Here is a 25,407-nt window from a genome sequence, read left to right on the forward strand (position 1 = left end):
CGACGGTGTGAGCGCAACCTTTAGCGCAGTCCGCCTTGCCAGAGCATGTCAAACGGGGTCTTGGCGCTCACCCGCTGGGCGATGCCACGAGTGACGAATTCCTTGGCCGTATACGCAGCCTCACGCGGGGAGGCACCCTTGGCCAGCTCGGCGGTGACCGCAGCCGCCAGCGAGCATCCGGCCCCGGAGACGGCATGATCGCCGACCTTCGGTGTGCTGAGCACCTCCATATCAGTTCCGTCGTAGAACACATCGACCGCCTGGTCACCCTCTAAACGGATACCACCTTTGGCCAGCACCGCTGCACCAGAGTGATCGTGGATGATCTGAGCGGCCTCCTGCAGATCCTGCACCGAGGAAATCGTCAGGCCCGACAGCTGCTCGGCCTCGAAATGGTTCGGGGTGGTGAAGGTCGCTAGCGGCAACAGTTCCGCCTTCAGCGCCTCATCGGTATCCAGGGCGTGGCCGGGCTCTTGACCCTTGCAGATCAGTACCGGATCCAGGACCACGTGCTGCCACTGTTGAGACCGCAGTGCGCGCGCCACCGTGTGAATGGTCTCCGGTGAGCCCATCATCCCCAACTTGGTGGTGTGCAACTGTCCGGCGTAGTTAGCCTGAATGGCCTCTAGCTGATCGGCGATCACCTCGGCCGGGACCGGGGTGAACCGGTGGTTCCAGTCATCGTTGGGGTCAAAGGCCACGATGCAGGTCAGCGCAATGATGCCGTAGGCCCCCAGCTCCTGGAAGGTCTTCAGATCCGCTTGCGCCCCGGCACCACCGGTGGCTTCTGAGCCGGCAATAGACAGCGCCAGTGCTGGTTCGTGGATGGAGTATTCGGTCATCGTCATATCCTCATTTCCGTCAGGGCTTTTCCTCAGATTTTCCTCCGGCAGGCCGGGTCTGATCGACCGGCTACTGTTCGTCGATGATCGGATCTTCGTCAGCCTCACCAGGGGCCAAAATGTGTCCGTCGGCATCCACCACATCGGTGAACGGGATCGCCAGCCACCGGCCTAGGGCCATCAGGATCCCGGCCGGGAACCCGACCACCGGAATCAGTAGCGGCAACAGCCCCTCGAGCCCACCGACGAGCACCACCAGCCCGTAGAGCATGCCCACCAGGGCATAGGCCAGTACGTGCACCGCCTGGTTGAGCGTGAACCGAAACAACCAGTTCACCAACAGGGTCAGTGGCAGACCCAGCACCAGACCGGCTAGCCCCACCAGGGTGAGCAACGGGGTCAGATCACCGACCTGCTCGGCCACCGGCAAGAGATTGAGGATCACGACCAGCCCGGCCATGACAATATTTGGTGCCAGCCAGGCGATGACATAACCGTAGATCGACATCTTCAGTCGTGGCCGGCGATCGGAAGTGCCGGATTTCTTGCCCCGGGGCTGGGCAGTTTTTTGCGGAATAGGAGTGGTCATACCGGTCGGAGTTAGCCTTTCTTGCGCAACACGATCATCGCGGTCAGATCCGGTGCTTCTCGCACCAGCTCGGGGTGCTCCTGGGCCCACCGGGTTGCGATCTGCTGTTCTTCATCACGCACACCGTCGTCCAGGATCACCACCGCACCCGGTGCCAGCCGGTCTGCCAGCGCGTTGAGGGCCGGATACCGGGCGTGTGGGCCGGTGGCTGCCGGGGGACCGTCGACGAATAACAGGTCGATCTGCTCGGGTAGTCGCGCCTGGGAGAGGTCGTACCACTGAGGTGGCTTGGCATCCTCAGCCGGCTCGGTGTCTGCAGTTGGTACCAGCGGTGCCAGGGGGGCTAGCTGCAGATCCACCACCGGCTCCAGCCCGTGCAAACTCACATAACTGGCGGTGAGATCCCGGTAGTGGTTCAGGTGATCGAAAGAGTACAGTCGGCCACCGTGTGCGGTCAGATAATGGCCGAACAACAACGTGGTCGTGCCCGAGCCCAGCTCGACAATATGCTGCGGGCGAGCCTGATCGAGCAGATCGAGCAGGTATACCGCCGAACGGGCATTCAACGCCCAGTCACCGGTGGACGGCCACAGCGTGCCGGTATCGATGCGACGCTGCAAATACTGCTGGGCCTCAATCTCTTCTCGCGCGTAGCCCAGTCGCCGGTTGATGTTATTGACGTGGTTCCGCGTTTGCCGATCGAGGTGCTGGGTACCGTCCTGGACCGTCTTGAGGACCTGATCGTGACGATCTTGCGCGGTGCCACCCTGCTGGGTCAGTTGCCCGGCGACCTCATCCACCGTGGCGTTGATCTGCTCGGTCGCCGAGGCGATCGATGCGGTGCGGGCCACCGCCTCGCGCTGTTGCTCGACGACCTCGGTCAGCGCAGTCTGGACCTGATGCTGACCGAGTAGCACCTGGTGTTGTTGGTCCAGCAGCTGGGTCTCCCGCCGGGCCATCACCCTGAGCATTTTCCGATCTCGCATGCTCCAGATCCCGAGGATCGCGACCGCGATCAGGGCAGCCAGCCCCGCCCACCAGCTGGCGTGCAGGCCCCAGGCAATCAGGCCACCGGCCAGCGCCAGGGCAAACAACGCGCTCAAGATTTTGTCGATGGTACTCATCTAGACTTTCCTTCGGTTCTGGGTAGCTCCAATGCTCTCGCCTGCGCCGTGCGCGCACAGCACGCTCAGGTGATCCCCTTCTATCCTGTCACACCCGCGTAGCCGGGGCGTGATCCGCACGCGGGGCATCTTTCCGCACCCGGGGACACCGTTGGTACACTAGCTGCGGACGCCGCCTGGGGCAGCAGGTGTGCACGGGGCCGTAGAGGCCGGTGAGACCGTCGTCGTCCAGCGCTGGCAACACGACCAGCACACGTGCCGGTACCAGCGAGCACGACTGCATCATTGACAACACCGTCCAGGAGGATCACCGTGTCTGCCCCCGATTCTTCCACCCCCAGCTCACCCCGCTCTGGCAACGTCGGCAACTCTAAGACCTCAGCTACTGATCACTCCCGACCGATCGCCCGCTTCGCCCCGGCTGGATCCGGACTGTACGCGATCATCACCGCGATCATGGCCACCGTGTTGATCCTGTCAAATATCGGTGCATCCAAGGGCGTACAGATTGGCCCACTCGTGACCGACGGTGGCTTCTTCCTGTTCCCGCTGGCCTATATCGTCGGCGACGTGGTGGCCGAGGTCTACGGTTTCAAAAATTCCCGTCGCGCGGTGATCACCACCTTCGCGTTGTCGATCTTCGCGGTGCTGTGTTACTGGATCATCATTAATCTGCCCCCGGCCGATTTTTATGACGGCCAACAGGCCCTGGAACGCACTCTCGGGCCGGTGTGGATGATCGTGGTGGCCTCGTTGTTGGGCTTTTTGGTTGGTCAGCTCTCCAACGCCTGGTTCATGGTGCGGATGAAGCGCTCCTTTGGCGAGAAAGTCCTGTTTGGTCGTATTGCGGTCTCGACGTTGATCGGCGAATTTTTGGACACGCTGGTGTTCTGCTCGATCGCAACACCGGTGATCGGGATCGAAACCGTTGGCCAATTCGTCAACTACGTGGTCGTGGGCTTCCTGTTTAAATCCGCCGTGGAAATCATCCTCGCCCCGGTGACCATGTGGGTGATGAAGCTGATCAAACGCGCTGAACCGGCCTACGGGGTCACCGAAAAACGGGCCGAAGCCCCAGGCGGGTCCGAGGCCTCAGCAGAGTAATACCGTCCCAGCACCTGTTCTTTCAGCTCCGGGTAGGTGCCTTCGATCATGCTGGTCCGGATGGTCTCCACGAGCCGAATGACGAACCGTTCATTGTGGATCGAGATCAGCGTGTGCACCAGCAACTCTTTGGCCTTGATCAGATGTCGTAGATAGGCCCGCGAATAATGCGCGCAGGTATAGCAGTCGCACCCGGGCTGTAGCGGGGCAAAATCGTCCTTGAACTGCGCTCGCGGCAGGTTGATCCGTCCGTAGTCGGTGTAGAACGCACCGGTGCGGGCTACCCGGGTCGGCGAGACACAGTCGAAGGTATCCGCCCCCGACTCGATCGCCCACAACAAATCATCGGGTTCGGAAATCCCCAGCAGGTGACGTGGCTTGTCCTCGGGTAGTTCCTGGGCACACCAGGACACGATCGTGCCCAGGTTCTTCTTCTCCAGTGCGCCGCCGATCCCGTACCCGTCGAACCCGGCGCGGTCAGTGCCATGATCGGTGACAAATTCAGCCTGCATGGCTGAGAGATCCTGGCACGCCTTACGTCGCAAATCCTCGTATTGGGCGCCCTGAATCACCCCGAATAAGGCCTGATAGGGTCGATCGGACCGGTGGGCGGTGAGCCCGGCGTGGTGATCCAGACAGCGCTGGGCCCACAGCCGGGTGCGTTCCAGGGAGGTTTCTTGATATCGACGGGAATTATGCAGGGTGGTCAGCTCATCAAAGGCGAACATGATGTCCGCACCCAGCTGGTGCTGGATGTTCATCGAGATTTCCGGGCTGAACCTATGCTTGGAGCCATCCAGATGGGAGGTGAACCAGACTCCGTCATCATCCACGTGGGCCAGCCGGTTTTTGCCGGCCGCGGTGTCGTCATCAGACCCGGTCCCGTCGGGAGCGTGCGGTCCGGACATATCGATCACTTTCTTGAATCCCGACCCCAGGCTCATCACCTGGAACCCTCCCGAATCGGTGAAGGTGGGTCCCGACCAATTCATGAACTGACCCAGTCCGCCGGCTCGATCGACCAGCTCGGCCCCTGGTTGCAGGTAGAGATGATACGCATTGCCCAGCAACGCCTGCGCGCCGATGGCTGACATCTGCTCGGGGGCGACGGCCTTCACGGAGGCCTGAGTCGCCACCGGGATGAACGCCGGGGTCTGGATCTGCCCGTGCGGGGTGTGAATCACCCCGGTGCGACCCAGACCGGAGTCCATCCGGGTCTGGATGCTGAAGCTGACGTCCCGCGGGCTTGGGTGGTGGGTGGGAACCACCGCGGGGGTGGGATCGCTGGGTTGGCGACGGGTCTGTGGGTAATCTGCCATCTCTGTCATGATAGAGCCCCGGTTGGTCGCCGTGTTAACCGTGCGAGGTTAGCACCTTAGCGGGACCGGGTGAGCGTTTCACCGATTTCGGATGAGTGAGCGCAGGTTCAGGTCCGGATCGGCCAGGTCCACCGGGTCGATGACGATCCCGCGTTGCATCAATCGGGTGGCCGCCCGTAGCACCATCGGTTGGTTCAGTGCCGCTACCGCGCACAACCGGTGTTGCGGATCGAGCACGAAGCTGGCGTGCTCGCGTCGCTGTCCGCCACTGGCTGCGCTACCCTGCAGCGTGCTTTCGTCCTCGTGGATCGGACGGCGCCAACGCTCGATGAGCTGATATCCGGGCCGAGCGGCCAGGGCCATCTCGCCCAGGGCCCCGGCGTGCGTGTCGTAGCGATCCGTCCAGATCCAGCGCGGAGCCACGCGGTGGTGTTCGTTGTGTTTGGGCAGGACCTGGTCCGGTTCGGCGGTCGGGCTGGTATCGAGTAGGTCGGCGACCGCCCGCTGGGCAGAACGCACCGCCTGATCCCAGTGCTTGGCCCCCGGGGTGAGATCCCCGATCGCGTACACCCCGGAAACACCGTCCACCCGTTGCCGGTCATCGACGGCAACACCGTTGGTGACCGGCAACCCGGCCTGCTCGGCCAGTTGCGTATTGGGTACCGTCCCGACTGCGGCGAGCACCAGATCGGTCTGGGCCGTGAACCCTTCCGGGAGCGCATCGGCCTGCAGATACTGCTGAATCAGCTCGACCCCGTGCCGGGCATGGTCGGCGTCGAGTAGCTCGGCAATAGTGTCCCCGAAAATCTCCGCAGCCTGCCGATGGTGCGGTTGATACAGTCGCACCGCAGCTCCGAGCTGATGCACCCCGGCGGCCAGTTCTGCGGCCAACAGCCCGGCACCGGCCACGCCGATGCGCAGCGGGCGTGACGAATGGGACTCCTCGGCTCGGGAGGTGATCAGCTGCCGGATTCTGTCGACGTCGGTGTGGTCCCGTACGGTGAGTACCGGCAAAGGCTCGCCGTCTTGATCGGCTAGCGAGTGCTCGAAGGGTGCCGGGGAGGCCCCTGTAGCCAGAATGACCACCTCGGCCGAGAGCTGTTGACCGTCCCCGGTGCGGATCAGGTGTGTGGATCTCGTTGCTGCGGTGGCCACCGATCCGGCCGTCTGCTCAGCACGGCGGTGCCCCAGGTGTAGCTCGGTCGCGACCGCCTGCACCCAGCGGATCTGGTGCTGCTCGGCCCAGTGTGCACCGCCCAAGCGCAGACCGGGCTCGTCGAGCGCCCCGGTGAGATAATCTCCGGAGACCGGTGGTCGATCATAAGGGTAGGGGTTCGGGTCGATCACGGTGATCGCCCCGGCATAGCCACGTTCGCGCAGGGTGTGCGCGGCGGTGAATCCAGCGACCGAACCGCCGATGATGGCGACGGACCCGGGCGTTGCCGGCTCCGTTGCGGCGCTCATGCCTCGGTCTCCTCGGCGGGCACTCCCGGGTAAAGGATCAGGCGCCCGTCGACCACCTCAACCCGGTGGGTGGGAGCAGCCACGGTGGCGGGCAGGCCCAGAGCCTTGCCAGTGGCCAGACAGAAGGGGGAACCGTGCAGGGGGCATTCCACCGTTCCGTCTTCGATCCACCCTTCGGCCAGAGAAGCGTTACCGTGGGTGCACCGGTCGTTGAGCGCGAAGAATCCGGTTTCGTCGTGAAAAATAGTGATTGGCACGGTGCCGGTGGTGCTGGCCGGAACCAGTAGTGTCTCCTCCACCGGCAGATCCGCGGCTGCGCCGACATCGAGCCCAGGCTGGTCAGTCATCTTCGCTACCTTTTCGAGATTCTAGATGGATGTGAGGTTGGCATGGATGCGAGGTTGGGACGGATGGGAGAGCAGACCGCAGGAACTGCCCGGTCGGAGGATCCCAGCACGGGCGGTTAGCGCCCCCAATTCACGCTGGCCAAGGCCTGCTGGATAATCCGTCCCCGCCCGCCGACGAATTCGGACTGGATGTCTTCAGCCATGGCTTCCTCCGGGGTCAGCCAGCTGAGCTCCAGGGCATCCTGGCGTGGCTGACATTCTCCGGTCACCGGCACTAAATAGCACAACGCCACCGCGTGCTGACGGTCATCGGTCAACTCGGTTTCGGAAGGATGGGGGAAGTACTCCGCGACAGTAAACGGTCGCAGATCGGCTGGAATTTGTGGCAATGCCAGCGGGCCGAGGTCCTTTTCCAGATGCCGCATCAACGCTGCCCGCAGCGTTTCCCGGTACATCACCCGACCGGAGACAAACGTCCGTCGCAGGTGCCCGTCTCCATCGGCCACGTAGAGTAACCCGATCTGGGAGACATATCCCAGAGGATCGACCCGGACCGGGATCGCCTCCACGTAGACCATCGGCAACCGTCGCCGGGCCTCGTAGAGGTCTTCGTCGGAGAGCCAACCGGGATGTGGATCTGGGGTACGAACGCTCATAGTTCTTTTCTACCAGCCCGGTGGGTCCGACAACACCGGATTCAGCCTCCAGCAATCGAGGTCGATGTCGGGCTGTTCTCGAGGTCTGTTGCGAGCCCGCCCTCGAGACTACCCTGAGGCTCATCATCGAATTGGTTAAGGTAGCGTTTTTCGGCCTGCGCAATCCGCCAGCGCCGGTTTTCGGTTGCCAACAACACCACGAAACCGCCCAGCAATGCCACCGCGGCGATCAAGACCGAGGGATTGGATCCGAACAGGCGCACCCCGATGATGGCAGCTAGCCCCCAGGCCATGCCGACGACGATCACCACGCGCCCTCGTTCGGTCATCGACACCATGGGAACGAACAGCATCAGTGCCATCAGAATGACGATTGCCCACACGGATTCGGGCAACCACAGCAGGTGGAGCACGTCCCAGATCCCGGCCACAGTCAGCAGTTGGGAGGCCATAAATACCAGCGCCCACCCGGTCAACAGCCCGATCGGGGCGTCGGTGAACAGTTGCTCGCCCTGGGTTCGCGAGGTGTGTAAATTCAGGTTCCGGACCGCAGTGACCAGCAGCGCGCAGAGCAATATCCACACGATGATTTCCAGTCCCCACGGTTCGATATGGACCAGTGCGAACCACAGGGCCAGGGCAAACATGGCGTTGGCCATGAGCCACCCGGTGCGCCGTTGCCGGGAGGCCGACCGTTGCGAGGGGGTCCACTGGTGCAAGGTGTACAGTCCGGTAGCGATCCACAGCACCGGCCAGATCGCGACGTGCCAATTTGCCATCGATAACAGGGTTGCCGACGAATGGTAGGCCCCGTCATTGACCTGGGACAGTGGCTCGGTGCCACCGATCCACCCCAGACCCACCAGCCCACCGATCACGAACAGCACCCAGGCGATGGTCACGATCACCCGACGGACGCTATCGAGTCGTTCCGGTTGGGGATCCTGCCGTTCCGGAAGCAGGTAAGGCGGAATGTAGCCGGAACCATCGCCAAGCCCCAGTGGGTCGTGGGCATCGTCACCGGTGTCGGTTTGGTCTGTGCGTAGCTGGGCCTGCTTGGCCTCAATCGCTTGGGCCTTTTCCACGATCCGGTCACGACGTCGCCACTCCGGCAAGAGTGATCGGGCCCGAGACAGCAGTTGTTGATCGGAGAGTTCTTCCCCGGGCCGTTGCAACATGGGCCGGTGATCGGGGGCCGGTACATAATCGGTGCCGTCTAGTTCGCGCGCTGCGGTCACCAAAGCCTGGGTCTCGCGTTCTTGCTGCGCCTTGAGCAACTCCATCTCGGCCAACCGTTGGCGTTCCCTCTCCTCGGCAGCCCGCTCGGCTGCCTGGACCGCTAAGATCTGTTGGATCTCGGCGACCTCGGCCTCGAGTCGTTCCCGCTCTTCCCGCGCCCTTCGTTCCGCTGCGGCTTGCTCTGCCGCGCGACGCTTCTTCAGCGTCTGTCGGGCCCGATGTTTGAGCCAATGCCGCCGTAGCCGGGCTGGCGTATCAGCAATATCGGCCTCGACCTTGTCCATATCTGGTCCGCCGAATGAATCCAACCACGTGGTTAGCCGGGTCCCCAGGGTGTCTTTGCGCTGTTCTTCTCCGGAACCGGTATTGAAGCTCACCGTCCACAGGGCTTTGTCTTCGGCCGAGACCTCCGGGGACTTCCTGGCCGGCTCACCAGGGGCGGGTTCAGTAGGCTCAACGGGTTCCGTAGACTCTGTTGGTGTTGCTGGTGTTGTGCCGGGTTCCTGCTCCGCGCTCGGATCAGCCGAGGTTGGGGTCGGCGACTCGGTCTCGGGAGAGTCCTCGACGGCCGAGTCTTCGAACTGTTGCTGGTCAAAGGGCTCGCGCGACGTTGACGAAGAACTTTTCAGGCGCGACAAGGCCTCGGATGCGGCGGCGTCGTGACCGTGCTCATCGTTCATCAGCAGGGCATCCTTTGCTGTGGTGTGGGGACGTTGCCGAGAACCCGCCGGGTTCTGTCAGGGATATCTCAGGCTACCCAATCATCCTGAATTCTTCATCAAAGACGCTGGACGTTGCCGGATTGTGATCTTGGGGTTTACCGAGGCTGATATGCGAGTCGTCGGCCGGTCTGAAATCGGCGGGCCTGACCGCTGAGCGGATCGATAAACTCCAGGGTGCTGGCCAGTAACTGCAATGGCCGATCCATCTCATCGGGGGTCTCAGCTAAAAGCTCGGGGTAGAGCCGGTCGTGCAGGATCGGGGTACCCAATTGGGCCAAATGCACCCGCAACTGGTGGGTGCGCCCCGTGCGTGGTTCCAACCGCACCCATCCCAACCCGTGGTGCGGGACCGGACCCTGGGCATCTCTCGCCCCCAACCACGAGATCCGGGTCTGGGCATTCGGTCCGGTGGTGGGATCGTGACTGCGCCGGCGTTTGCCGATCCGCGGTGGGGCGAGCCGACCCGAATCGGCCACCGGATAGTCCTGGACATCCACCGTGATCACGCCCCGAGTTTTGATGATCCGGTTGCGATACACCAGCGGTAAACGTCGGCACTGCTGAATCGCCCGATCCGGATCCTCATCGAGCCGCACGATCGCCTGATAGGTTTTGGTCACCCGCCGCTGCTCGAAGAGCATCTGATAGGCCCCACGGGTGGCCGGATTAGTGGAGAACAGCAGCACCCCAGCGGTGGCCCGATCTAACCGGTGTAGCGGCACCAGATCGGAATGACCGGTCGCCACCCGGAGCTTGACCAGCGCGGACTCCTTCACAAAACGCCCGCCGGGAGTGGTGGGCATGAAGTGCGGTTTATCCACCACCAGCAGGTGCTCATCTTCGAACAGCACCTGGACCGACTCCGGTAGTGGTTGCTCGTCTGGCACCGTGCGGTAATACCAGATGAACTCGTGGGATCCCAAGGGCTGCTCCCACCCCACCGGATCGCCGGTGATCGTAACCACCTCCCCGGAGTCGAACCGCTCGCGTAGCGTGGCGGGATCCACGTGGTCGAATCGGGCCATCATGTACTCGGCAATGGTGCGCGGGGGAGTGGGCCGGTACTGTTCGGCGAGCTCGGCGAGTTGGTTGGCGGTGACCGGTAGGTGCAACCGGGTGGGATTGATCCCGTCTTTGACCGGTAGCGGTGGCGTCATGGTCATAGGGTGAGCCCTCCTGGTGTCCTACTGCTGTTGGCACGCCGGGCACCAGTATAAATCTCGGCCCGCCAGCCTGTCGTGCTGGATCACGGCACCACAGCGCGGGCAGGGCGCCCCGGTGCGCGGATAAACCCAGAACCGCCCGCGCCCTCGCGTGCGCGCGGATGCGCCCGTGCGCGTGGACGCGTGTTCGGGCCTGGCACCACTATTGGCCAGCATCAGCGCGCGGGCTAAATCCACCACCGCGCCCAGCAAGACCGGATCACGATCACCGGCGGGAGTATGTGGAGCCAGCCGGGCCACAAACAGCACCTCGCACCGGTAATATTGCCGATTCCGGCCAGGATGGACTGATCCAACAGCGCGATCCCCACCGAGCGCACACCGGTGATCCGGCTTCCGGTCAGCTCCGCCGTCGCGTAGCGCTTGGTGCGTACATCGGAGTCGGTGATAATCTGCCCGCGCAACAACGGGTCCAGTTGGCCGGCGAGATGGAAAAGTGTGTCACCTTCGGGCATCGCAACTACTTTCGGGCAGAGCCGTCACGTTCAAACATGTGGATGGAACCGGACCCCCTGTGGTGAGGACGAGAAACCGGCCGAGAGCAGTGCCTCGGCGAGTTCGGTGTTGCGGATCGGGGACCCGTTGACGGTTTTGACATGCACCGCAGCTGCACCGGCCCGTTGCAACGCCTCGACCAGCGCCTGCGCGATCAACGGGCGGTGGGTGGCTGCGGCGGGGAACTCCAAGATGGTTTTGCCCCCGCGTTCTAGGTACACCGCCAGCTGGCCGTCGAGTAAGACCACCAGGGCACCGGCCTTACGGCCCGGGCGGTGCGGGCCGGAGGACTTCCCCATTGCGGGGTGATCAGTAGCCGGTTCGGCGATCTCGGGCCAGGGCAAGGTGGCCCCGTAGGGGTTGGCCGGATCGGTGGCAGCCAACCCCACCGCGTGATGGGTGGCCCGCGGATGGTCCGGATCATCCTCGCCCGGGGCCGGGTGGAAGCTACGCAACGCATCGACCGTGTTGGCGGTGGCGAACTGGGCGGCACCAAGCTGATCGATGAAATACCCGCGCCGTAGCGCACCGAGCTCTTCCAGGTGGGTCAAGAACCGGTAGTAGTATCCGAATCCGCCGGGGATTTTCTCGGTGCTGACCGCCCCGCGGGTGATCACCCCGTACCGGTCCAGCAACACCTCGGCCTGAGCGTTGGCCGCCAGGGTCGAATCGGGGCCGGTGGCCTCCGGGTGGCGCAACAGCGAGAACCGTCCGGCCGCGCGGGGCTGATCGGTGGCAGCATCCAATCCGGCGCTCGACCTTACCCCGGTGGATCTCACCCCGGACGGCCTCAGCCCGCCGGAGTCCAGCCCGGTCGACAACCGAGGTCGAGCCCGCCGAGCCCGGGAGCGTCGTGGTTGCGATCGTTGCCGATGCGCGCTACGACCGGTGGCCAACCCGGCCCGGATCATCGTGAAGCTGTCATTGGTCACCACCCCGGCCCAGAACAGATCCCACAAGGCCGAGAGCACCGCCGAGTCGCTGAACTGCTGACCGGCCTGCTGGCTATCGGGCTGTGCGGACTGCTGGTCACCATCCAGTTCCGCGACCCGGTGACATAACTCGGGAAAAAAGAACGCCCCGGCGTCGGCCAGCACCTCGATGATCCGGTGATGCACCCTTCCGAAGGCCTCAATCTGTGCGGGATCGGGAATGGGCACGGTCAGTTCGGCGGTTTCGACCGGGTGGAAGGCCAACCAGCCATCATCTCCGGTGCCTGGGGCGGTGCCGGCCATCACAAATTCGCCGGTGCCCAATAGCTCATTGAGCATCCCGGGCGCATAGTCGGCGACCCGGGCGGGCAGAATATAGTGCTCCCACGCGCTGGCCGGAGCTGGATACCCCGCCAGCTGGGTGAGCGTTTCGGCTACCGCATCGATCCCCCGTTGCCCGGGCCGGTAGAGTCCATGCTGGGTGCGCGGGGGAACGATCCCGTGCGTGTCGAGCACGAAGCGAGCGTAATCGGGACCGGTCACCGGCTCGACAGCCTGGCGCAAGACCGCCAAACTCCGTTGCCGGATCCGACGCAACACCTGGGTATGACAGTACTGCGTCTGGCGTGTGTGGACTCCGCCGGACTGAGCACTCTGCTGGAAGATCCCGGACGCCACCCTCCGGCGTTGCACCTGATCGGCGAGATACTGGGTGACCACCGCGGTACCGAGTCCGAAATGGGTGGCAATGTGCTCGGCGGTGACCACCGTGTGGGTGCGCAGATACCGGCCCAACAAGTCCCCGAGCGGATCGTCCACCGGCTCGATGAACGCCACCGGAATACCCATCGGCAACGGGATCCCCAACCCATCCCGGATCCGGGCGGCATCCTCGATAGCGACATAGACCTGACGACCGGCCATTCGCACCCGTATCGCCCGGCGCTGGTGCACCAGATCCTCCGCGAGTGCTTCAGCCAGCTTGGCAGTCGGCTCGGCAGCTGATTCAGTAGCTGGCTCAGCGTCATCCGGCCGCATGCGGGCTGCCAACTGGCCAGCATCCAACGGCCCCAGCACCCGCACCAAATCCGCCACCGATTCAGTATCCCACCGCAGTTGCCGTCGCGGGCTCAGGTACTGCAGGTCGGCCTCAATCTCGGCAATCACCTCATCGTCGAGCAGATCGTGGAGCTGATCGTCACCAAACAGCTGGCGCAACAGTTCGGGATCCAAACTCAAGGCGGCCGCGCGCCGTTCGGCTAACGGCGAGTCCGTTTCGTAGAGGAATTGGGCAGTATAGCCAAATAGTAGATGCTGGGCAAAAGGTGAGCCGGTGGCGGTCTCGACCTCGACCAGTCGCACCGACCCGGACTGCAGGGACCGCATTAGCCACATCAGCCCGTCCATGTCGTAGACGTCCTGCAGACACTCGCGCACGGTTTCGAGGATGATCGGGAACTGCGGGTGCTCGGCGGCGACGCCGAGTAATTGTGCGGCCCGCTGACGCTGTTGCCACAGCGGGGCCCGCTGGCCGGGCTTCGTACGTGGGATCAATAATGCCCGAGCCGCATTTTCCCGAAACCGGGAGGCGAACAACGCTGAGGACCCGACCTCGGTCCGCACCAGATCGGCCAGCTCGTCGGGATCGAAGAGGAAGAGATCGGCCAGTTGCGGGGCGGTCTCCATCATCGGCAGGCGCAACACGATTCCGTCATTGGAACTTTGCACCTGCGCGTCAAACCTGTACTGCTCGGTGAGTCGGGCTGCCACCGCTAAGGCCCACGGGCCGTGTACGCCGTGGCCGAAACCTGAATGCAAGACCACCCGCCAGTCGCCCAGCTCATCTCGGAACCGCTCGATCACCAGGGTCTGATCAGTGGGTAGCACCCCGGTCGCCTGCTGTTGTTCAGACAGATAGGCCACCAGGTTAGCCTGGGCTCGCTCGTCCAACCCGGCCGCGGTCAGTCGTTGCGCGATCGGGTCGTCAGGCCCGGCTAGATGGCCAGCCGTGGCCGAATCGGCCCGTCCCGATCGGCCCAATGGCCCCGATGCTCCCGCTGATGATCCCACCAGGTGCTGGCCGATCTCGCGTCGGAAGGCTCCCAGTGCGGCCCCGAGCTCGGTGGGCCGGGCCTCGGATTCGCCGCGCCAGAACGGCAGTTTGCCTGGCTGTCCGAAGGCTGGAAGCACCAGCACCCGATCGTGGGTGATCTCCTGGATCTTCCAGCTGGTGGTACCCAACACGATCACGTCCCCGACCCGGGATTCGTAGACCATCTCCTCGTCCAGCTCCCCGACCCGCCGGCCACCCGATGAGTCGGTGCTACGCCGTGTGACGCTGTCAGCTCTCTGGGAAGGGTCCGACTCCTGGATTTCCTCGGCCCGCTGGGTATCCTTCGTGCCGTCGGCCAGAAACACTCCGAACAGCCCCCGATCCGGGATGGTGCCCCCGGACGTGACCGCCAGTCGCTGGGCTCCCGGCCGGGTCGAGAGCGTACCGGTATCCCGATCCCAGAGCACCCGGGGCCGTAGCTCGGCAAAATCATCGGAGGGATACCTTCCCGAGATCAGGTCCAGCACCGACTCATAGACCTGATGGCCCAGTGTGGTGAACGGTGCCGCCCGTCGCACGGTGTCGTACCAGGCCTCCACCTCTAGATCATCCATCGCCACCGCCGCAATGGTCTGCTGGGCCAAAATATCCAGCGGGTTATCCGGCACGTGGAGCTGTTCGATCTTCCCCTGCAGCATCCGCTCGGTGATCACGGCGGTATTGACCAGATCGGATCGATGTTTGGGATAAAACACCGCGTGGGAGATTTCGCCGACCTGGTGCCCGGCTCGACCCACCCGTTGCAGGCAGGAGGCCACCGAGGGGGCCGCTTCCACCTGGATCACCAGATCCACCGATCCCATGTCGATCCCCAACTCCAGCGAGCTGGTCGCCACGACACACCGCAACGTGCCGGATTTCAGTGCCTCTTCCACCAACGCCCGTTGCTCCTTAGAGACCGACCCGTGGTGGGAACGGGCAAATTCCTCCGCCTCATCCGCCTGCCCGCCCGCGCGCCTCGCCCACATCTCATTCAGATCCTGGGTGAGCCGTTCGGCCAACCGGCGCGAATTGGTGAAAATAATGCTCGATCGGCAGGCGGAGACCCGGTCGATGATCTGGTGTTCAATATGGGGCCAGATGCTACTCACCGGTTGCGGATCCGCTTGCAGTTCAGGACTCGCGAGCCAGGCCGTGTCCTGTCGGGTCGGCTCGCCGGGACCACCACGTGTTGCCGGTTGTTCGCCGGCGACATCGGGCAACCTGGTCATATCGTCCACCGGCACGCTGACATGCAGATCCCAACGCTTAGCCGATGCCGGATTGACAATGGTGACCGGTTGCACCCCGCCGATAAACCGGGCCACCTCCTGGGCCGGTGACACCGTGGCGGAGAGCCCGATCCGCTGAGCCGGGGTTCCGGTGAGCCCATCGAGGCGTTCCAAACTCACCGCCAGGTGCGCCCCGCGCTTGGAATCGGCCAACGCGTGCACCTCGTCAATGATCACGGTATGCACCGAGGCCAGCGTGTTGCGCGCCTTGGAAGTCAACATGAGGTAGAGCGACTCGGGTGTGGTGATCAGAATATCCGGCGGGTCGGTGACCAATCGGCGCCGGTCCCTGGCCGGAGTATCGCCCGTGCGTACGCCCACACGAACCTCGGGGGCTTCGACTCCCAATCCCGCAGCGGTCTGGGTGATCCCGATCAGTGGCGCGCGCAGGTTCCGTTGGACATCCACCCCGAGCGCCTTCAACGGGGAAATGTATAACACTGTGGTGCCACGGGCATCAGCCTTACCGGATGCCTCGGTTCGATCGGATGCGCTCGTCCGCAGGAACCCGTCCAGCGCCCACAAAAAAGCCGCCAACGTCTTTCCCGAACCGGTCGGTGCGATTACCAGTGTGTGGTCACCCCGTGAGGTCGCCTCCCAGGCCCCCAGCTGTGCTTCAGTAGCGGAGGAGAAGGCCCCGGTGAACCACCGGCGGGTGGCGGGAGTGAACCGGTTCAGCACCTGTTCTGCCCGGTCAGGATCCGGTGTACTGTCAGGATCCAGCACGCTTACCTCGGCTCGCTCGCATCTTCATCGCCATAGGTCACCATAGGAGACGATTCTACGGCCGGTCCGGTCCTCCCGGAGATCCTGCGACAGAACAATCTCAGCTCACCGATGATGATACGACCGTCCACCCGCAATTTCCTGGCACCGGTAGATCTGCTCGGTGACGATCAGCCGCACCAGCTGATGGGGGAATACCAAATCCGATAGTGACCACACCAGATTCGCCTGAGCTCGCAACTCCTCGGTCACCCCGTACGCCCCGCCGATGAGCATCACCACGTGCCGACCCCGATCAAAACGGCCCTGCAAGGTCCGCGATAACGACTCCGAATCCAGCATTGTCCCGCGCTCATCCAGCAGGATGACCTCATCGTGGGCACCACAGGCGGCCACCAGCCGTTCGGATTCCTCAGCGCGCGCCTGCTCACCCTCACGAGAGGAGTGTGGCAACAGCTTCCAGCTGATCTTCCAGGGCTTCTTCAACCGTTGAGCGTAGCGGTCGATCCCGTCTGCCACCCAGGACTCATGTTTCTTTCCGATCGCGACCACCGTAATGTCCATACCGGTCAGACTAACTGGTGAATCGAACCGATGAGACTCACGATGCTCCTTCCCGCACCCGCGCCCGCGCCCGCCTCCGCGCGAGTGAACACCCGGACAGATTAACGTCCTGCTATTCAACTCCGAGTAGTATCCGTATCCATGGAGTTCACACCGTGGGTTGCCTTGACCGATGCTACCTTGATTGGCGTTCTTCTGCTCATTGGTGCCGTCCTACGTGCCTGGATCAGACCGATCCAAACTCTGATGATCCCCGCCAGTGTGCTGGGTGGGATCCTGGGGCTAATCTTTGGTCCCATGGTGCTGGGCTGGTTGCCTTTCTCCGATCAGCTCTCCACCTATTCTTCGGTGCTGATCGCGGGAGTGTTCGCCTGCGTGGCCATGACCGACGACTTCAACATCTTCAAACTCAACCGCACGGTAGGGGGTTTCGCCGCCCAAGGCGTGATGATCTACGCGCTCCAGGTGTCGCTGGGCATGCTGTTGGTGTTGGTACTACTGCAACCGTTATTCGGCACAGGTGATGAAGTCGGTGTGGTGCTGTTCGCAGGCTGGGCCGGAGGGTATGGTACGGCCGCAGCCATGGGGGATGCCTTCGCCGAGTCCGATCCGGAGCTGAGTACCTTGGCTTTCACCTCGGCGACCGTGGGGCTCGTCGTGGGAATTGTCGGTGGTCTTATCCAGGCTAAAATTGGTGCGATGCGCGGACAGGTCGAGGCCTTCGCCAGCATGTCCGCTCTGCCCGAGGAAGAGCGCACCGGTCTGATCCGACAGGTCAATAAACGCCCTTCGATCGGTCAGCACACCTTTTCGGGTTCTTCGGTGGAAACCCTGGCCATCCAGATCTCCTTGGTGGTTGCTACCGCCGGGGCCGGATACGGGATCACCGAATGGATTCAAGGGCGACTCCCCGAGCTGTCGGTCCCCGTCTTTGTGGTGGCCTTTTTGATCGGCTTGGTAGCCCGCGCGGTGATGAGCCGGCTCAACGTCGCCAAATACGTCGACCCGGGTTCACTGAACTCCACCTCGGGGGCCTTTACCGATGTGCTCATCGTGTGCGGTATAGCTTCGATCGACCCTTCCGTCGTGGCCGGAAACTGGCTAGAACTGAGCATCTTGTTCGTCTTTGGCCTGGTCCTCTGCTTGTTCTTAGGTCAGGTGATCGCGCCACGGATCATTCAGCATGGCTGGTTCGAGCGCCAGCTATTCACTTGGGGGTGGTCCACCGGCGGTGTGTCCACCGGCATCGCTATGCTGCGCGTGGTCGATCCGAAACTAAAATCCGGAACCCTGGAGGACTTCGGCCTCGCCTACCTTCCGGTCACCCCGGTCGAGATCACCGCGGTGACATTCGTTCCCGGTCTGGTGCTGGCTGGACTCGCCTGGACCGTCGTCGGCATCTGGGGTGCGATCGCGGTCGTCACGATCGTGGCAGCTTTCATCCTGGCCCGGATGAATGCTCGCGACGGCCAGACCCTCACGACCTCAAGCGCCTCAACCGGTTCCTCGCGCTAAACGCTTTCCTTCTTATCTCCTCCTCGGTCACAGCTGATCTCATCCACAGTTCGTCCGCAGGGATCGGGGCGAGATCCCGGATCGGGCCAGCACTGTCCACAGTAGAGATCCACCCCGGATTTTTGGTGCCGTGGCCACTTACCGTGAACCTATGACACATTCCACACCGGCGCTTCCCCGCCACACCCCCAGCACCGGCCCCAGCCCCTCCGGCCATCCCGGCGTCTTAACCTCGCCGGAGATCCCAGATGATCCGGCCCTAGACGAACTCACCGCCGACCAAATACGCGATCTCGAACGTGATCTGGTCGACCACCTTGCCGCCGCCGAACGCGCTAAAAATGCTCTGGCTGCACAACAAATTGCCTCCACCGCACAGCTGAATCGATTACGAACCCGTCGCGACAAACTCGCCAACATCCCGAAACAACGACGCGCTGGCGGACTGGGCGCCGAAATCGGACTCGCGCGTCGTGAATCCCCCTCCAAAGGCAACGCTCGCCTGCGCGAAGCACTGCTGTTAGCCCACCACGCCCGACACGCCCACACCGCACTGAGCCAGGGCCATCTGAACGAAGACCAAGTCACCGTACTCGCCCGTGAGCTAGCCGGCACACAACACCAGACTCAGCATGAGGTCGATGCCCAGCTGAAGGACCGCTACCGGTTCCTGGGGATCTCTCAGCTCAAAGATGAAGCCCGCGGCCATGTCCAACGCCTTGAACCGCAGTCCTCCCGCGACAAATCCGATCGCGCCCAAGCCTCCCGCAAAGTGGCCCGCTCTGACCGCTCCGACGGCATGGTTGAAATCTCGGGGCTGGTCGAAGCCAAATATGGGATCCCCGTCCTGGATATCCTGCGCCAGCAAGCCGAAAAGATCCTCCGCGCTGAGCGGGCTGCCTATACCGAATCGTTGCGCGCGGTCGAAGACTTCACCGATAATGCCGATGATGTCGATAATGCTGAGCTTGGTGATGATGCCGAGCGAGCGGAGAACCCTCAACATGACACCGCAGCTTCGACGCCCACTCCGCCCCGCACCATCGACCAGATCATGGCAGATCTCTTCATCGCCAAGCTCACCCACGATCCCGCGAACGACCCAGACCCCGAGCCGGCATCCGACGCCCAGTCACCGGTCATCCGGGCTCCACGAGCCATCGAACTCAACCTGGTCATGACCGATGCGGCACTGTTCGCTGGCGATGACACCCCGGCGCAATTTGTGGGATACGGTCCGATCCCGGCCGCTCTAGCCCGAGAATGGGTCCACGATGAGCAGATCGAAGTCTTCCTGCGCCGACTCTACACGAGCCCGGAAACCAACCAGCTGGTCACTATGGACTCCCGATCCCGCGCATTCCCTAAGACCCTGCGCAAGATGCTGGTGCTCCGGGACCACCGGTGCCGCAATCTGTACTGCGACAACCCGATCGACCACGCCGACCACATTCGTCGCTACCGCGATGGCGGTCAGACCAGTTTGGACAACGGTCAGGGACTGTGTGCAGTATGCAACCAAATGAAAGAAACCCACGGTTGGACCCAGCGTCCCGTGAAAGGTGGGCTCAAAGTCATTACCCCAACCGGACACAGCTACTTCACTCAGGACCCGCCGTTGATCCCCGGTATGCGCCGGGCTGCCTAGTGCCGGCGTTGTAGGACATAATCTTTAGACGGACTCGCTTCACTGCGCAATGTGTTGTGACGGAGTTGCCCCTAGGGTCTGACACGAATCTGACAGGAAAATGGCACGAGAGGATTTCATGCCAGCGATAGGGGCGCCTGCCAGTCAGCCTCCGACAGGGGCACTAACCCCGCCACGACAGTTCTGCCAACATCCATGCTCCCAAGGACCCGGGCTCGTCGATGAGCTAGCCGGATAGCCGGACCCGTCGATGAGATAACGGTTAGAGCCCACCTTCCGCTCTATATCGCGCCCGGGGTAATGATCCTTCCCGATGATCTGCCCGGTCACCGGGCGACGATCGCGGACTATGGTCAGGAACCGATCAGCGTAACGGGAAGGGCGCGGATAGGCTGGCCTTAATGTTGCTTAAACGAGTAGTGGAAAGCGATGAAGATGGCTAGCGATATTCCTTCAATTGATGAATTCCGACCACTGGTCCTGCGTGCTCTCGCTGACGGCGAGGAGCGTGGTCGACAGGAACTTAATGAATTGGTTTCCACGCTGGCCGGCTTGTCGCAACACCAATGAAAGAAACCTTGGAATCGGGGCGGCCTCGCTACCGCAACCGGATTGGCTGGGCGCTCTCATCGTTGTCGCTGTCTGGGTTGGTTGATCGACCTAAGCGTGGGCGCTACAAGATCACTGAGAACGGGAAGACGGTCGACCAGCGCTCTTTGCGCGAATACAGCGAAACGGACATGCTCGAGTGGTCCACGTGGCGTGAGTATAAGGACGAGGTTGCTCAACGCCGTCAGATCAAGGACGGTGATAGTTCTGGCGAAAGTGGAATTGAGCCTGCCGGTGACCCGGTAGAGGCTATGCGCACTCGCGCGAGAGCGTTTAATGCGAGTACCGAGACTGATTTGCGTAAGCGCCTGCAGTCGTCATCCCCCGAGTTTTTCGAACGGGCTGTAATCGAACACCTGTGGGCCCTTGGCTATGGTGGGACGCACGGCGCTAAGCAGCACGTGGGGCGATCTCACGACGGAGGAATCGACGGAATCATTCGTCAAGATGCACTTGGGCTGACCAACGTCTACATTCAGGCGAAACGCTACGCCGACAACAATAAAGTCAGTGACCCTGATATCCGCACGTTCATCGGATCTCTCGATGCGCAAGGTGCCAATGTGGGCGTATTCATTACAACGTCGAGTTTCCAAGACAAAGCAAGGCGTACGGCCGCAGGGTATCGTCACGGCAAGATCGTGCTCATCGATGGACTCCGGTTAACAGAACTCATGCTTGACTACGGTGTTGCAGTTCAAAAAGCACATCAGTTCACACTGTATGAAATCGACGATGATTTCTTTGAGGACGAACTGCTGTAACGGCATTGCTGATCCATAACAATCAACGAAAACAGCTGCCCACTGGGTTGTTCCAATGGGCAGCTGTTTTCATTATTCAGCTGAGCCGTAGGTGTCCTATTCCTGGTAGAGCACTTCGGGCAGCCACGTGACGATCTCGGGGAAGATCGAGAACAGAACAATCGCCAAGCCCAGCACCACGTTTTGAGCCCTATCTGGCACCAGGGACTCTCGCTCTGTTCAAACACTGCGGGTGCCTGTCTGGTTGGCGCCCCGTCGCTCCTCGCGCAGGATCGCTGAGCCACGTCAGAGCCGCTATCATAATTATCATAAACTTTCATAAGCGATCGTGAGAGTGGCACATGACTGATGCATTCGACATCCCGCCGGTTCCCGATGCCGATTACGTGCGCTCACCATTCACCCCGACCTTCGGGGTGATTCCGCCCCGCTTGGCTGATCGACAGCAGCTGGTTGATGCTTTCGCTCGGATGCTTGATGAGGGCCCCGGGGCTCGCGGGCAGGCCACTCTCATCACCGGACAGCGCGGCATGGGCAAGAGTGTGATGTTGAAGGTGTTTCAAATGGTCGCTCAGTCGCGTGGTTGGATATGTGCTCAGGACCAGGCCAGCCCAGGTGTTGTTCAGCGGTTGACCGAGGCCCGAATCCCTGAAGCTATGGCGACGCTCGATTGGGAATCGAAGTCGAGCATGCGCATCACCGGGGGAGGATTCAGCGTCATGGGTTTCGGCGGCAGCGTTTCCACCACTAGTGAAGTCCGTTTCCCCGTAACTCCCGATTTCCAGCACCAGCTCATACGTGCAGTTGAAGCACTTGCGGAGCGAGGCACAGGACTGCTGGTCACTTTGGATGAGGTGCACAGATCAAATATCGATGAGCTGCGTCAGGTTACGGATGCCCTAAGTGCCGCTGTTTCCGAACGAGCTCCCGTTGCATTCGTCGGCGCGGGCCTGCCTGCCTCCATCGATGACCTGGTGAATGACCGTGTGTCGACGTACCTGCGGCGTGCAGAGCGCATTGACCTGGAGCTTCTAACGGAGGCCGGGGCTCGGGAAGGCTTGACCCGCCCTTTGGAGAAAACGGGCAAATCAATGTCGAAACAGGCTCTAGAGGTGGCTGTCGCGGCTTCCGGTAGGTACCCGTACCTTGTGCAGCTGATCGGCGATGAAGCATTCAAACTCGCAGGCAGTGAAGACGTGATTACGATCTCGCACGTACGTCAAGCGGCAGCGGACGCTCAGCGGGTCATGTACCGGCAGATTCACGAACCCACATTCGCTGGTCTCTCCAGTCGTGACCGCGACTATCTGTACGCCATGTCTGCAGACGAAGGGCCGTCCATGACCGCCGAAGTGGCCAAACGCATGAACATGGACCCCCGCAATGCTGGCACCTACCGCAACCGGCTGCTGGCTGCAGGTGTCATCGAATCGCCTGCACGGGGTGTCGTGACGTTCACGATGCCTTACACGCGTGAATACATTCTGGAGCGTGAGCGTCCGTCCTGACGGGTCATCATAAAAATCATAAACTTTCACAAAAAGGGGAGGTCGGTGGCCGTGGATTCTCGTCATCGAGTGTCCCGTTATGAGGCGGCTGAGTGAAGTTGGTCTAGTGGGGTGTGCCCGGAAGGTTTTGTCGAGCACACCATTCACTCACGATGCGGAGGTTAGGTTTCTATGCATCTTCCAGTTCCGCTTGTGGGGTGAGGTGGCGGAAACCGCGTGTGATGACAAGTAGTCAGGTCAAGCCCAAGACTGCCCAGATTCCGCCAAGGCGCAAGGCGTGGCCGTCAAGGTGTCCCATCAAGTAGATGATGACTGCCAAACCGATAGCCGGCTGGACCACCCACGAAAGTGTGTGGAGGATGTCAGTGTTCTTCGTGGCGCCGGTTGCGTTCGGCTGGCGACGATCCCTCAGGAACTGCCCGATCACGGAGATGTTGACGAACGCGAATGCGATGAAGGCGCCGAAGTTGATGAACGACGTAGAAGAGGACACGGTCAGAGCCAGAGCGATGAAGCCGATGACACCGGTCAGAAGGATGTTGATGACAGGTGTCTGGGTCTTCTGTGAGATGCGGCCGAAGACTGCGCGCGGCAGAACGCCGTCGCGGCCCATGGCGTACATCAGTCGTGCCCCCGCAGACTGAATCGGGATTCCGGCCGTGAACTGGGTCATGATCACGGTTGCCAGGAACACCGCACCGAAGAAGTTTCCGCCAATTGTTTTGGCCATCTGCAGCGGGGCGCTGTCTGGGTCTTCGAATGCGTAGCCGGGATGACCCAGCTGGAAGAAGTACGCCACGGTCGCAAAAAGCACACCTGCAATGAGTGCGGTGAGGATGATGGCCTTCGGCACGGTCTTGCGAGGGTCGACAGTCTCTTCCGCGAATGTGGACACTGCATCGAAGCCGATGAAGCTGTAAGCGGCAACGGCTGCGCCGGCTGTGATTGCAGTCAGGCTTGTTCCGGAGTTCCAGAAGGGAGCGAAGAGCGATCCGACGGTGAATCCTTCAGGCCCGGCACCGTAGATCTGGCCGTTGGAAATCGACACCACGGTGAAGATGATGAAGAGCGCGATCACCAGCAGCTGAAAGCTGATCAGGACGATGTTGACCTTGGTCGCGACTTTGACGCCGATGATGTTGATTGCAGTCGTCAGGCCAATGAAGGCGGTCAGGAATACCCACGCCGGGACAGCTGGGAATGCGCTGGTCAGGTAGGCCGTTCCGATCAGCCATACAACCATCGGCAGGAAGAAGTAGTCCAGGAGCGTAACCCATCCGACCATAAAGCCGATGCGGGAGTCGAGGGTTTTCCTCGCGTAGGTGTAGGCGGATCCTGCTGATGGGTAGAGCCGAGCCATCTTCGCATAGCTGAAGGCTGTGAAGATCATGGCCACGGTGGTCAGAAGGTAGGCGGAGGGAAGTGCTCCTTGGGCGATTTCCGAAAAGCTTCCCGCGGTGGTCAGCACGATGAACGGTGACACGTAGGCAATGCCGAACAGCACCAGGGGCCAGAGTGAAATCGTGCGGTTGAGTTGTGTCATGCGATTCCTGTTGGGCTGAAAGGTTGTCAGTTTGATGAGTCGCCAGCGAATCAGTCGCGGCTAAGCGGCGGCATTGTGCCGCGGTAGAACGGGAGCCGCACAGCTGGGTCGCCGTCACGCGATTGGTCCCACAGGCGGTTCATTCCAGCGGTCCCGACGCGGCGGTCTCTCTCTACGGTCTCGAAGTCAATGACGTCGGTCAGCACTGCAGGGTTCTCCGAAACTGCCGTGTAGCGGACGACGCCGTCAGGATCGACAAGTATCGACTGGCCTGTGCCTGAAGGAGCTGCCGCGTTTGCGCTGAGTACGAATACTTGGGAGTGAATAGCTGTCGCACGGGCAAGGACCAGTTCGTGTTCCCGGTCCCGTGTGGATGTTTGGAATGGGTAGACGATGAGATCTGCCCCGAGATACGCTAAGTTCCTTGCGACTTCGGGAAACCAGAGGTCGTAGCAGATCGCCAGTCCGACTTCGCCCTTTCCGGGTATCTCAAAGACGGTGAATTCGCTTCCCGGGTCAAACGGTTCGAATGGTCGCCACGGGAAGATTTTCCTGTAGGCGGCAGCGAGTTCGCCGTTAGGGCTGATGGCTACTGCCGTGTTGAACAGTTCGCCGTTGGGCCCACGTTCAATCACGGTCCCAGGGATCAGCCAGATGCCAAATTCGCGGGCTATCGCTTTCAACCCACTTACACGCGGGCCGCTTAGAGGTTCCGCAAGCTGTTCGTAAGCAGCAGCGCGTTCAGCAGGCGTGCCCTCAACATCGACTGTGTGGTACTCGGGGCAGACCACGAGTACAGTTTGGGGGAAGTCAGCCAGCAGTTCTTTCAACTCGTCTCTAAGCGATTCAACGGCAGTGTCTGGCGTTCGAGCCGGGGCCTGCAGCGTGAGTATGTAGAGCGAAGCGGACATGGTGAAGCAGCCCCCCTATTTGTTTCGAGTTGTTATCCGGACTGGCAGTGCCGGACGTCGTTGCTGAGTGTAAGGCACAGAGGCCGTCTCACCTGATCGCTTTCCGCATAGAGAGCCGGCGTCACTTCTCCGGTCTGTCGTAATGATTGGCAGAGGGCAATAAACTCCCCAGCACTTGC

21 protein-coding genes are annotated in these 25,407 nt (G+C 61.9%); 6 read left to right on the forward strand and 15 right to left on the reverse strand.

Annotation, left to right across the window (positions count from 1 at the left end; all coding sequences use genetic code 11):
• Positions 1-20 precede the first annotated feature (20 nt).
• The 3 genes from thiD to QDX22_RS10650 all read right to left on the reverse strand — a co-directional run bounded on the left by thiD (position 21) and on the right by QDX22_RS10650 (position 2,555).
• Entirely contained in the window at positions 21-842 is an 822-nt protein-coding gene (thiD, locus tag QDX22_RS10640; RefSeq protein WP_233242784.1) for a bifunctional hydroxymethylpyrimidine kinase/phosphomethylpyrimidine kinase, read from the reverse strand.
• Positions 843-912: 70 nt separating this feature from the next.
• On the reverse strand, positions 913-1,431 hold the full coding sequence (locus tag QDX22_RS10645; protein WP_183145578.1) for a hypothetical protein: 519 nt from the start codon (positions 1,429-1,431) through the stop codon (positions 913-915).
• A gap of 11 nt (positions 1,432-1,442) precedes the next feature.
• A complete protein-coding gene (locus QDX22_RS10650) occupies positions 1,443-2,555 on the reverse strand; it encodes a class I SAM-dependent methyltransferase (protein ID WP_279717845.1) in 1,113 nt (370 codons plus the stop codon).
• Positions 2,556-2,867: 312 nt separating this feature from the next.
• Between QDX22_RS10650 and QDX22_RS10655 the strand changes: the two genes are divergently transcribed.
• Positions 2,868-3,659, forward strand: coding sequence for a queuosine precursor transporter (locus QDX22_RS10655; protein ID WP_424923553.1), 792 nt, complete (start codon positions 2,868-2,870; stop codon positions 3,657-3,659).
• Here the strand turns inward: QDX22_RS10655 and tgt are convergent.
• The 10 genes from tgt to QDX22_RS10705 all read right to left on the reverse strand — a co-directional run bounded on the left by tgt (position 3,599) and on the right by QDX22_RS10705 (position 16,730).
• A complete protein-coding gene (gene tgt / locus QDX22_RS10660) occupies positions 3,599-4,987 on the reverse strand; it encodes a tRNA guanosine(34) transglycosylase Tgt (protein WP_279674392.1) in 1,389 nt (462 codons plus the stop codon). The two genes, QDX22_RS10655 and tgt, sit on opposite strands and share 61 nt — an antisense overlap.
• Before the next feature lie 69 nt (positions 4,988-5,056).
• Positions 5,057-6,442: an FAD-dependent oxidoreductase gene (locus tag QDX22_RS10665; protein ID WP_122548759.1), complete on the reverse strand. Its 1,386-nt coding sequence runs from the start codon at positions 6,440-6,442 to the stop codon at positions 5,057-5,059.
• On the reverse strand, positions 6,439-6,789 hold the full coding sequence (locus tag QDX22_RS10670) for a non-heme iron oxygenase ferredoxin subunit (RefSeq protein WP_122548760.1): 351 nt from the start codon (positions 6,787-6,789) through the stop codon (positions 6,439-6,441). The genes QDX22_RS10665 and QDX22_RS10670 overlap by 4 nt, the downstream gene beginning before the upstream one ends.
• Positions 6,790-6,905: 116 nt before the next feature.
• A complete protein-coding gene (locus QDX22_RS10675) occupies positions 6,906-7,445 on the reverse strand; it encodes an NUDIX hydrolase family protein (protein WP_110099936.1) in 540 nt (179 codons plus the stop codon).
• 41 nt (positions 7,446-7,486) lie between these two features.
• Positions 7,487-9,364 (reverse strand): hypothetical protein, encoded by a 1,878-nt coding sequence (locus QDX22_RS10680; protein WP_279717846.1) that lies wholly within the window; start codon positions 9,362-9,364, stop codon positions 7,487-7,489.
• A gap of 137 nt (positions 9,365-9,501) precedes the next feature.
• Positions 9,502-10,569, reverse strand: coding sequence for a pseudouridine synthase (locus QDX22_RS10685; RefSeq protein WP_279717847.1), 1,068 nt, complete (start codon positions 10,567-10,569; stop codon positions 9,502-9,504).
• 21 nt (positions 10,570-10,590) lie between these two features.
• Positions 10,591-10,785: a zinc finger domain-containing protein gene (locus tag QDX22_RS10690; protein WP_279718195.1), complete on the reverse strand. Its 195-nt coding sequence runs from the start codon at positions 10,783-10,785 to the stop codon at positions 10,591-10,593.
• 11 nt (positions 10,786-10,796) lie between these two features.
• Positions 10,797-11,084: a hypothetical protein gene (locus tag QDX22_RS10695; protein ID WP_279717848.1), complete on the reverse strand. Its 288-nt coding sequence runs from the start codon at positions 11,082-11,084 to the stop codon at positions 10,797-10,799.
• Between the two features lie 30 nt (positions 11,085-11,114).
• Positions 11,115-16,166, reverse strand: coding sequence for an ATP-dependent helicase (locus QDX22_RS10700; RefSeq protein WP_279717849.1), 5,052 nt, complete (start codon positions 16,164-16,166; stop codon positions 11,115-11,117).
• Between the two features lie 105 nt (positions 16,167-16,271).
• Positions 16,272-16,730 carry a 23S rRNA (pseudouridine(1915)-N(3))-methyltransferase RlmH gene (locus QDX22_RS10705; protein WP_183145579.1) on the reverse strand — a complete coding sequence of 153 codons (459 nt, stop codon included), beginning with the start codon at positions 16,728-16,730 and terminating at the stop codon, positions 16,272-16,274.
• A 141-nt stretch (positions 16,731-16,871) separates the two neighbouring features.
• Here QDX22_RS10705 and QDX22_RS10710 point away from each other — a divergent pair, with 141 nt between their 5' ends.
• The 5 genes from QDX22_RS10710 (at position 16,872) to QDX22_RS10730 (ending at position 22,774) form a co-directional block, all read left to right on the forward strand.
• Positions 16,872-18,245 (forward strand): sodium/glutamate symporter, encoded by a 1,374-nt coding sequence (locus tag QDX22_RS10710; protein WP_199446278.1) that lies wholly within the window; start codon positions 16,872-16,874, stop codon positions 18,243-18,245.
• 151 nt (positions 18,246-18,396) lie between these two features.
• Positions 18,397-19,893: an HNH endonuclease gene (locus QDX22_RS10715; protein ID WP_279717850.1), complete on the forward strand. Its 1,497-nt coding sequence runs from the start codon at positions 18,397-18,399 to the stop codon at positions 19,891-19,893.
• Between the two features lie 429 nt (positions 19,894-20,322).
• Entirely contained in the window at positions 20,323-20,463 is a 141-nt protein-coding gene (locus QDX22_RS10720) for a hypothetical protein (RefSeq protein WP_279717851.1), read from the forward strand.
• Complete coding sequence (locus QDX22_RS10725; protein WP_122548766.1) at positions 20,460-21,266, forward strand: restriction endonuclease; 807 nt, start codon at positions 20,460-20,462, stop codon at positions 21,264-21,266. Before QDX22_RS10720 ends, QDX22_RS10725 begins: the two co-directional genes overlap by 4 nt.
• 341 nt (positions 21,267-21,607) lie before the next feature.
• A complete protein-coding gene (locus tag QDX22_RS10730) occupies positions 21,608-22,774 on the forward strand; it encodes an ATP-binding protein (protein ID WP_122548767.1) in 1,167 nt (388 codons plus the stop codon).
• A 232-nt stretch (positions 22,775-23,006) separates the two neighbouring features.
• On the opposite strand, the gene QDX22_RS10735 is transcribed toward QDX22_RS10730, so the two are convergent.
• Both QDX22_RS10735 and QDX22_RS10740 read right to left on the reverse strand, forming a co-directional pair.
• On the reverse strand, positions 23,007-24,278 hold the full coding sequence (locus QDX22_RS10735) for an APC family permease (RefSeq protein ID WP_244924645.1): 1,272 nt from the start codon (positions 24,276-24,278) through the stop codon (positions 23,007-23,009).
• A gap of 89 nt (positions 24,279-24,367) precedes the next feature.
• Positions 24,368-25,228, reverse strand: a complete 861-nt coding sequence (locus tag QDX22_RS10740; RefSeq protein ID WP_122548769.1) for a carbon-nitrogen hydrolase family protein — start codon at positions 25,226-25,228, stop codon at positions 24,368-24,370.
• Between the last annotated feature and the right edge of the window lie 179 nt (positions 25,229-25,407).

Origin of the sequence: Auritidibacter ignavus (assembly GCF_029853775.1) — a bacterium.
Classification (GTDB): Bacteria; Actinomycetota; Actinomycetes; order Actinomycetales; family Micrococcaceae; genus Auritidibacter; species Auritidibacter ignavus.

Excerpts from the sequence above, each read along its gene's own strand:
- QDX22_RS10670 (WP_122548760.1), bottom strand. The coding sequence starts at position 6,789 with ATGACTGACCAGCCTGGGCTCGATGTCGGCGCAGCCGCGGATCTGCCG.
- QDX22_RS10685 (WP_279717847.1), bottom strand. The coding sequence starts at position 10,569 with ATGACCATGACGCCACCGCTACCGGTCAAAGACGGGATCAATCCCACC.
- QDX22_RS10730 (WP_122548767.1), top strand. The coding sequence starts at position 21,608 with ATGACTGATGCATTCGACATCCCGCCGGTTCCCGATGCCGATTACGTG.
- QDX22_RS10650 (WP_279717845.1), bottom strand. The coding sequence starts at position 2,555 with ATGAGTACCATCGACAAAATCTTGAGCGCGTTGTTTGCCCTGGCGCTG.
- QDX22_RS10705 (WP_183145579.1), bottom strand. The coding sequence starts at position 16,730 with ATGGACATTACGGTGGTCGCGATCGGAAAGAAACATGAGTCCTGGGTG.
- QDX22_RS10690 (WP_279718195.1), bottom strand. The coding sequence starts at position 10,785 with ATGCTGGCCAATAGTGGTGCCAGGCCCGAACACGCGTCCACGCGCACG.
- QDX22_RS10710 (WP_199446278.1), top strand. The coding sequence starts at position 16,872 with ATGGAGTTCACACCGTGGGTTGCCTTGACCGATGCTACCTTGATTGGC.
- thiD (WP_233242784.1), bottom strand. The coding sequence starts at position 842 with ATGACCGAATACTCCATCCACGAACCAGCACTGGCGCTGTCTATTGCC.
- QDX22_RS10665 (WP_122548759.1), bottom strand. The coding sequence starts at position 6,442 with ATGAGCGCCGCAACGGAGCCGGCAACGCCCGGGTCCGTCGCCATCATC.
- QDX22_RS10675 (WP_110099936.1), bottom strand. The coding sequence starts at position 7,445 with ATGAGCGTTCGTACCCCAGATCCACATCCCGGTTGGCTCTCCGACGAA.
- QDX22_RS10725 (WP_122548766.1), top strand. The coding sequence starts at position 20,460 with ATGAAAGAAACCTTGGAATCGGGGCGGCCTCGCTACCGCAACCGGATT.
- QDX22_RS10695 (WP_279717848.1), bottom strand. The coding sequence starts at position 11,084 with ATGCCCGAAGGTGACACACTTTTCCATCTCGCCGGCCAACTGGACCCG.
- QDX22_RS10680 (WP_279717846.1), bottom strand. The coding sequence starts at position 9,364 with ATGAACGATGAGCACGGTCACGACGCCGCCGCATCCGAGGCCTTGTCG.
- QDX22_RS10720 (WP_279717851.1), top strand. The coding sequence starts at position 20,323 with ATGAAGATGGCTAGCGATATTCCTTCAATTGATGAATTCCGACCACTG.
- QDX22_RS10645 (WP_183145578.1), bottom strand. The coding sequence starts at position 1,431 with ATGACCACTCCTATTCCGCAAAAAACTGCCCAGCCCCGGGGCAAGAAA.
- QDX22_RS10715 (WP_279717850.1), top strand. The coding sequence starts at position 18,397 with ATGACACATTCCACACCGGCGCTTCCCCGCCACACCCCCAGCACCGGC.
- QDX22_RS10740 (WP_122548769.1), bottom strand. The coding sequence starts at position 25,228 with ATGTCCGCTTCGCTCTACATACTCACGCTGCAGGCCCCGGCTCGAACG.
- tgt (WP_279674392.1), bottom strand. The coding sequence starts at position 4,987 with ATGACAGAGATGGCAGATTACCCACAGACCCGTCGCCAACCCAGCGAT.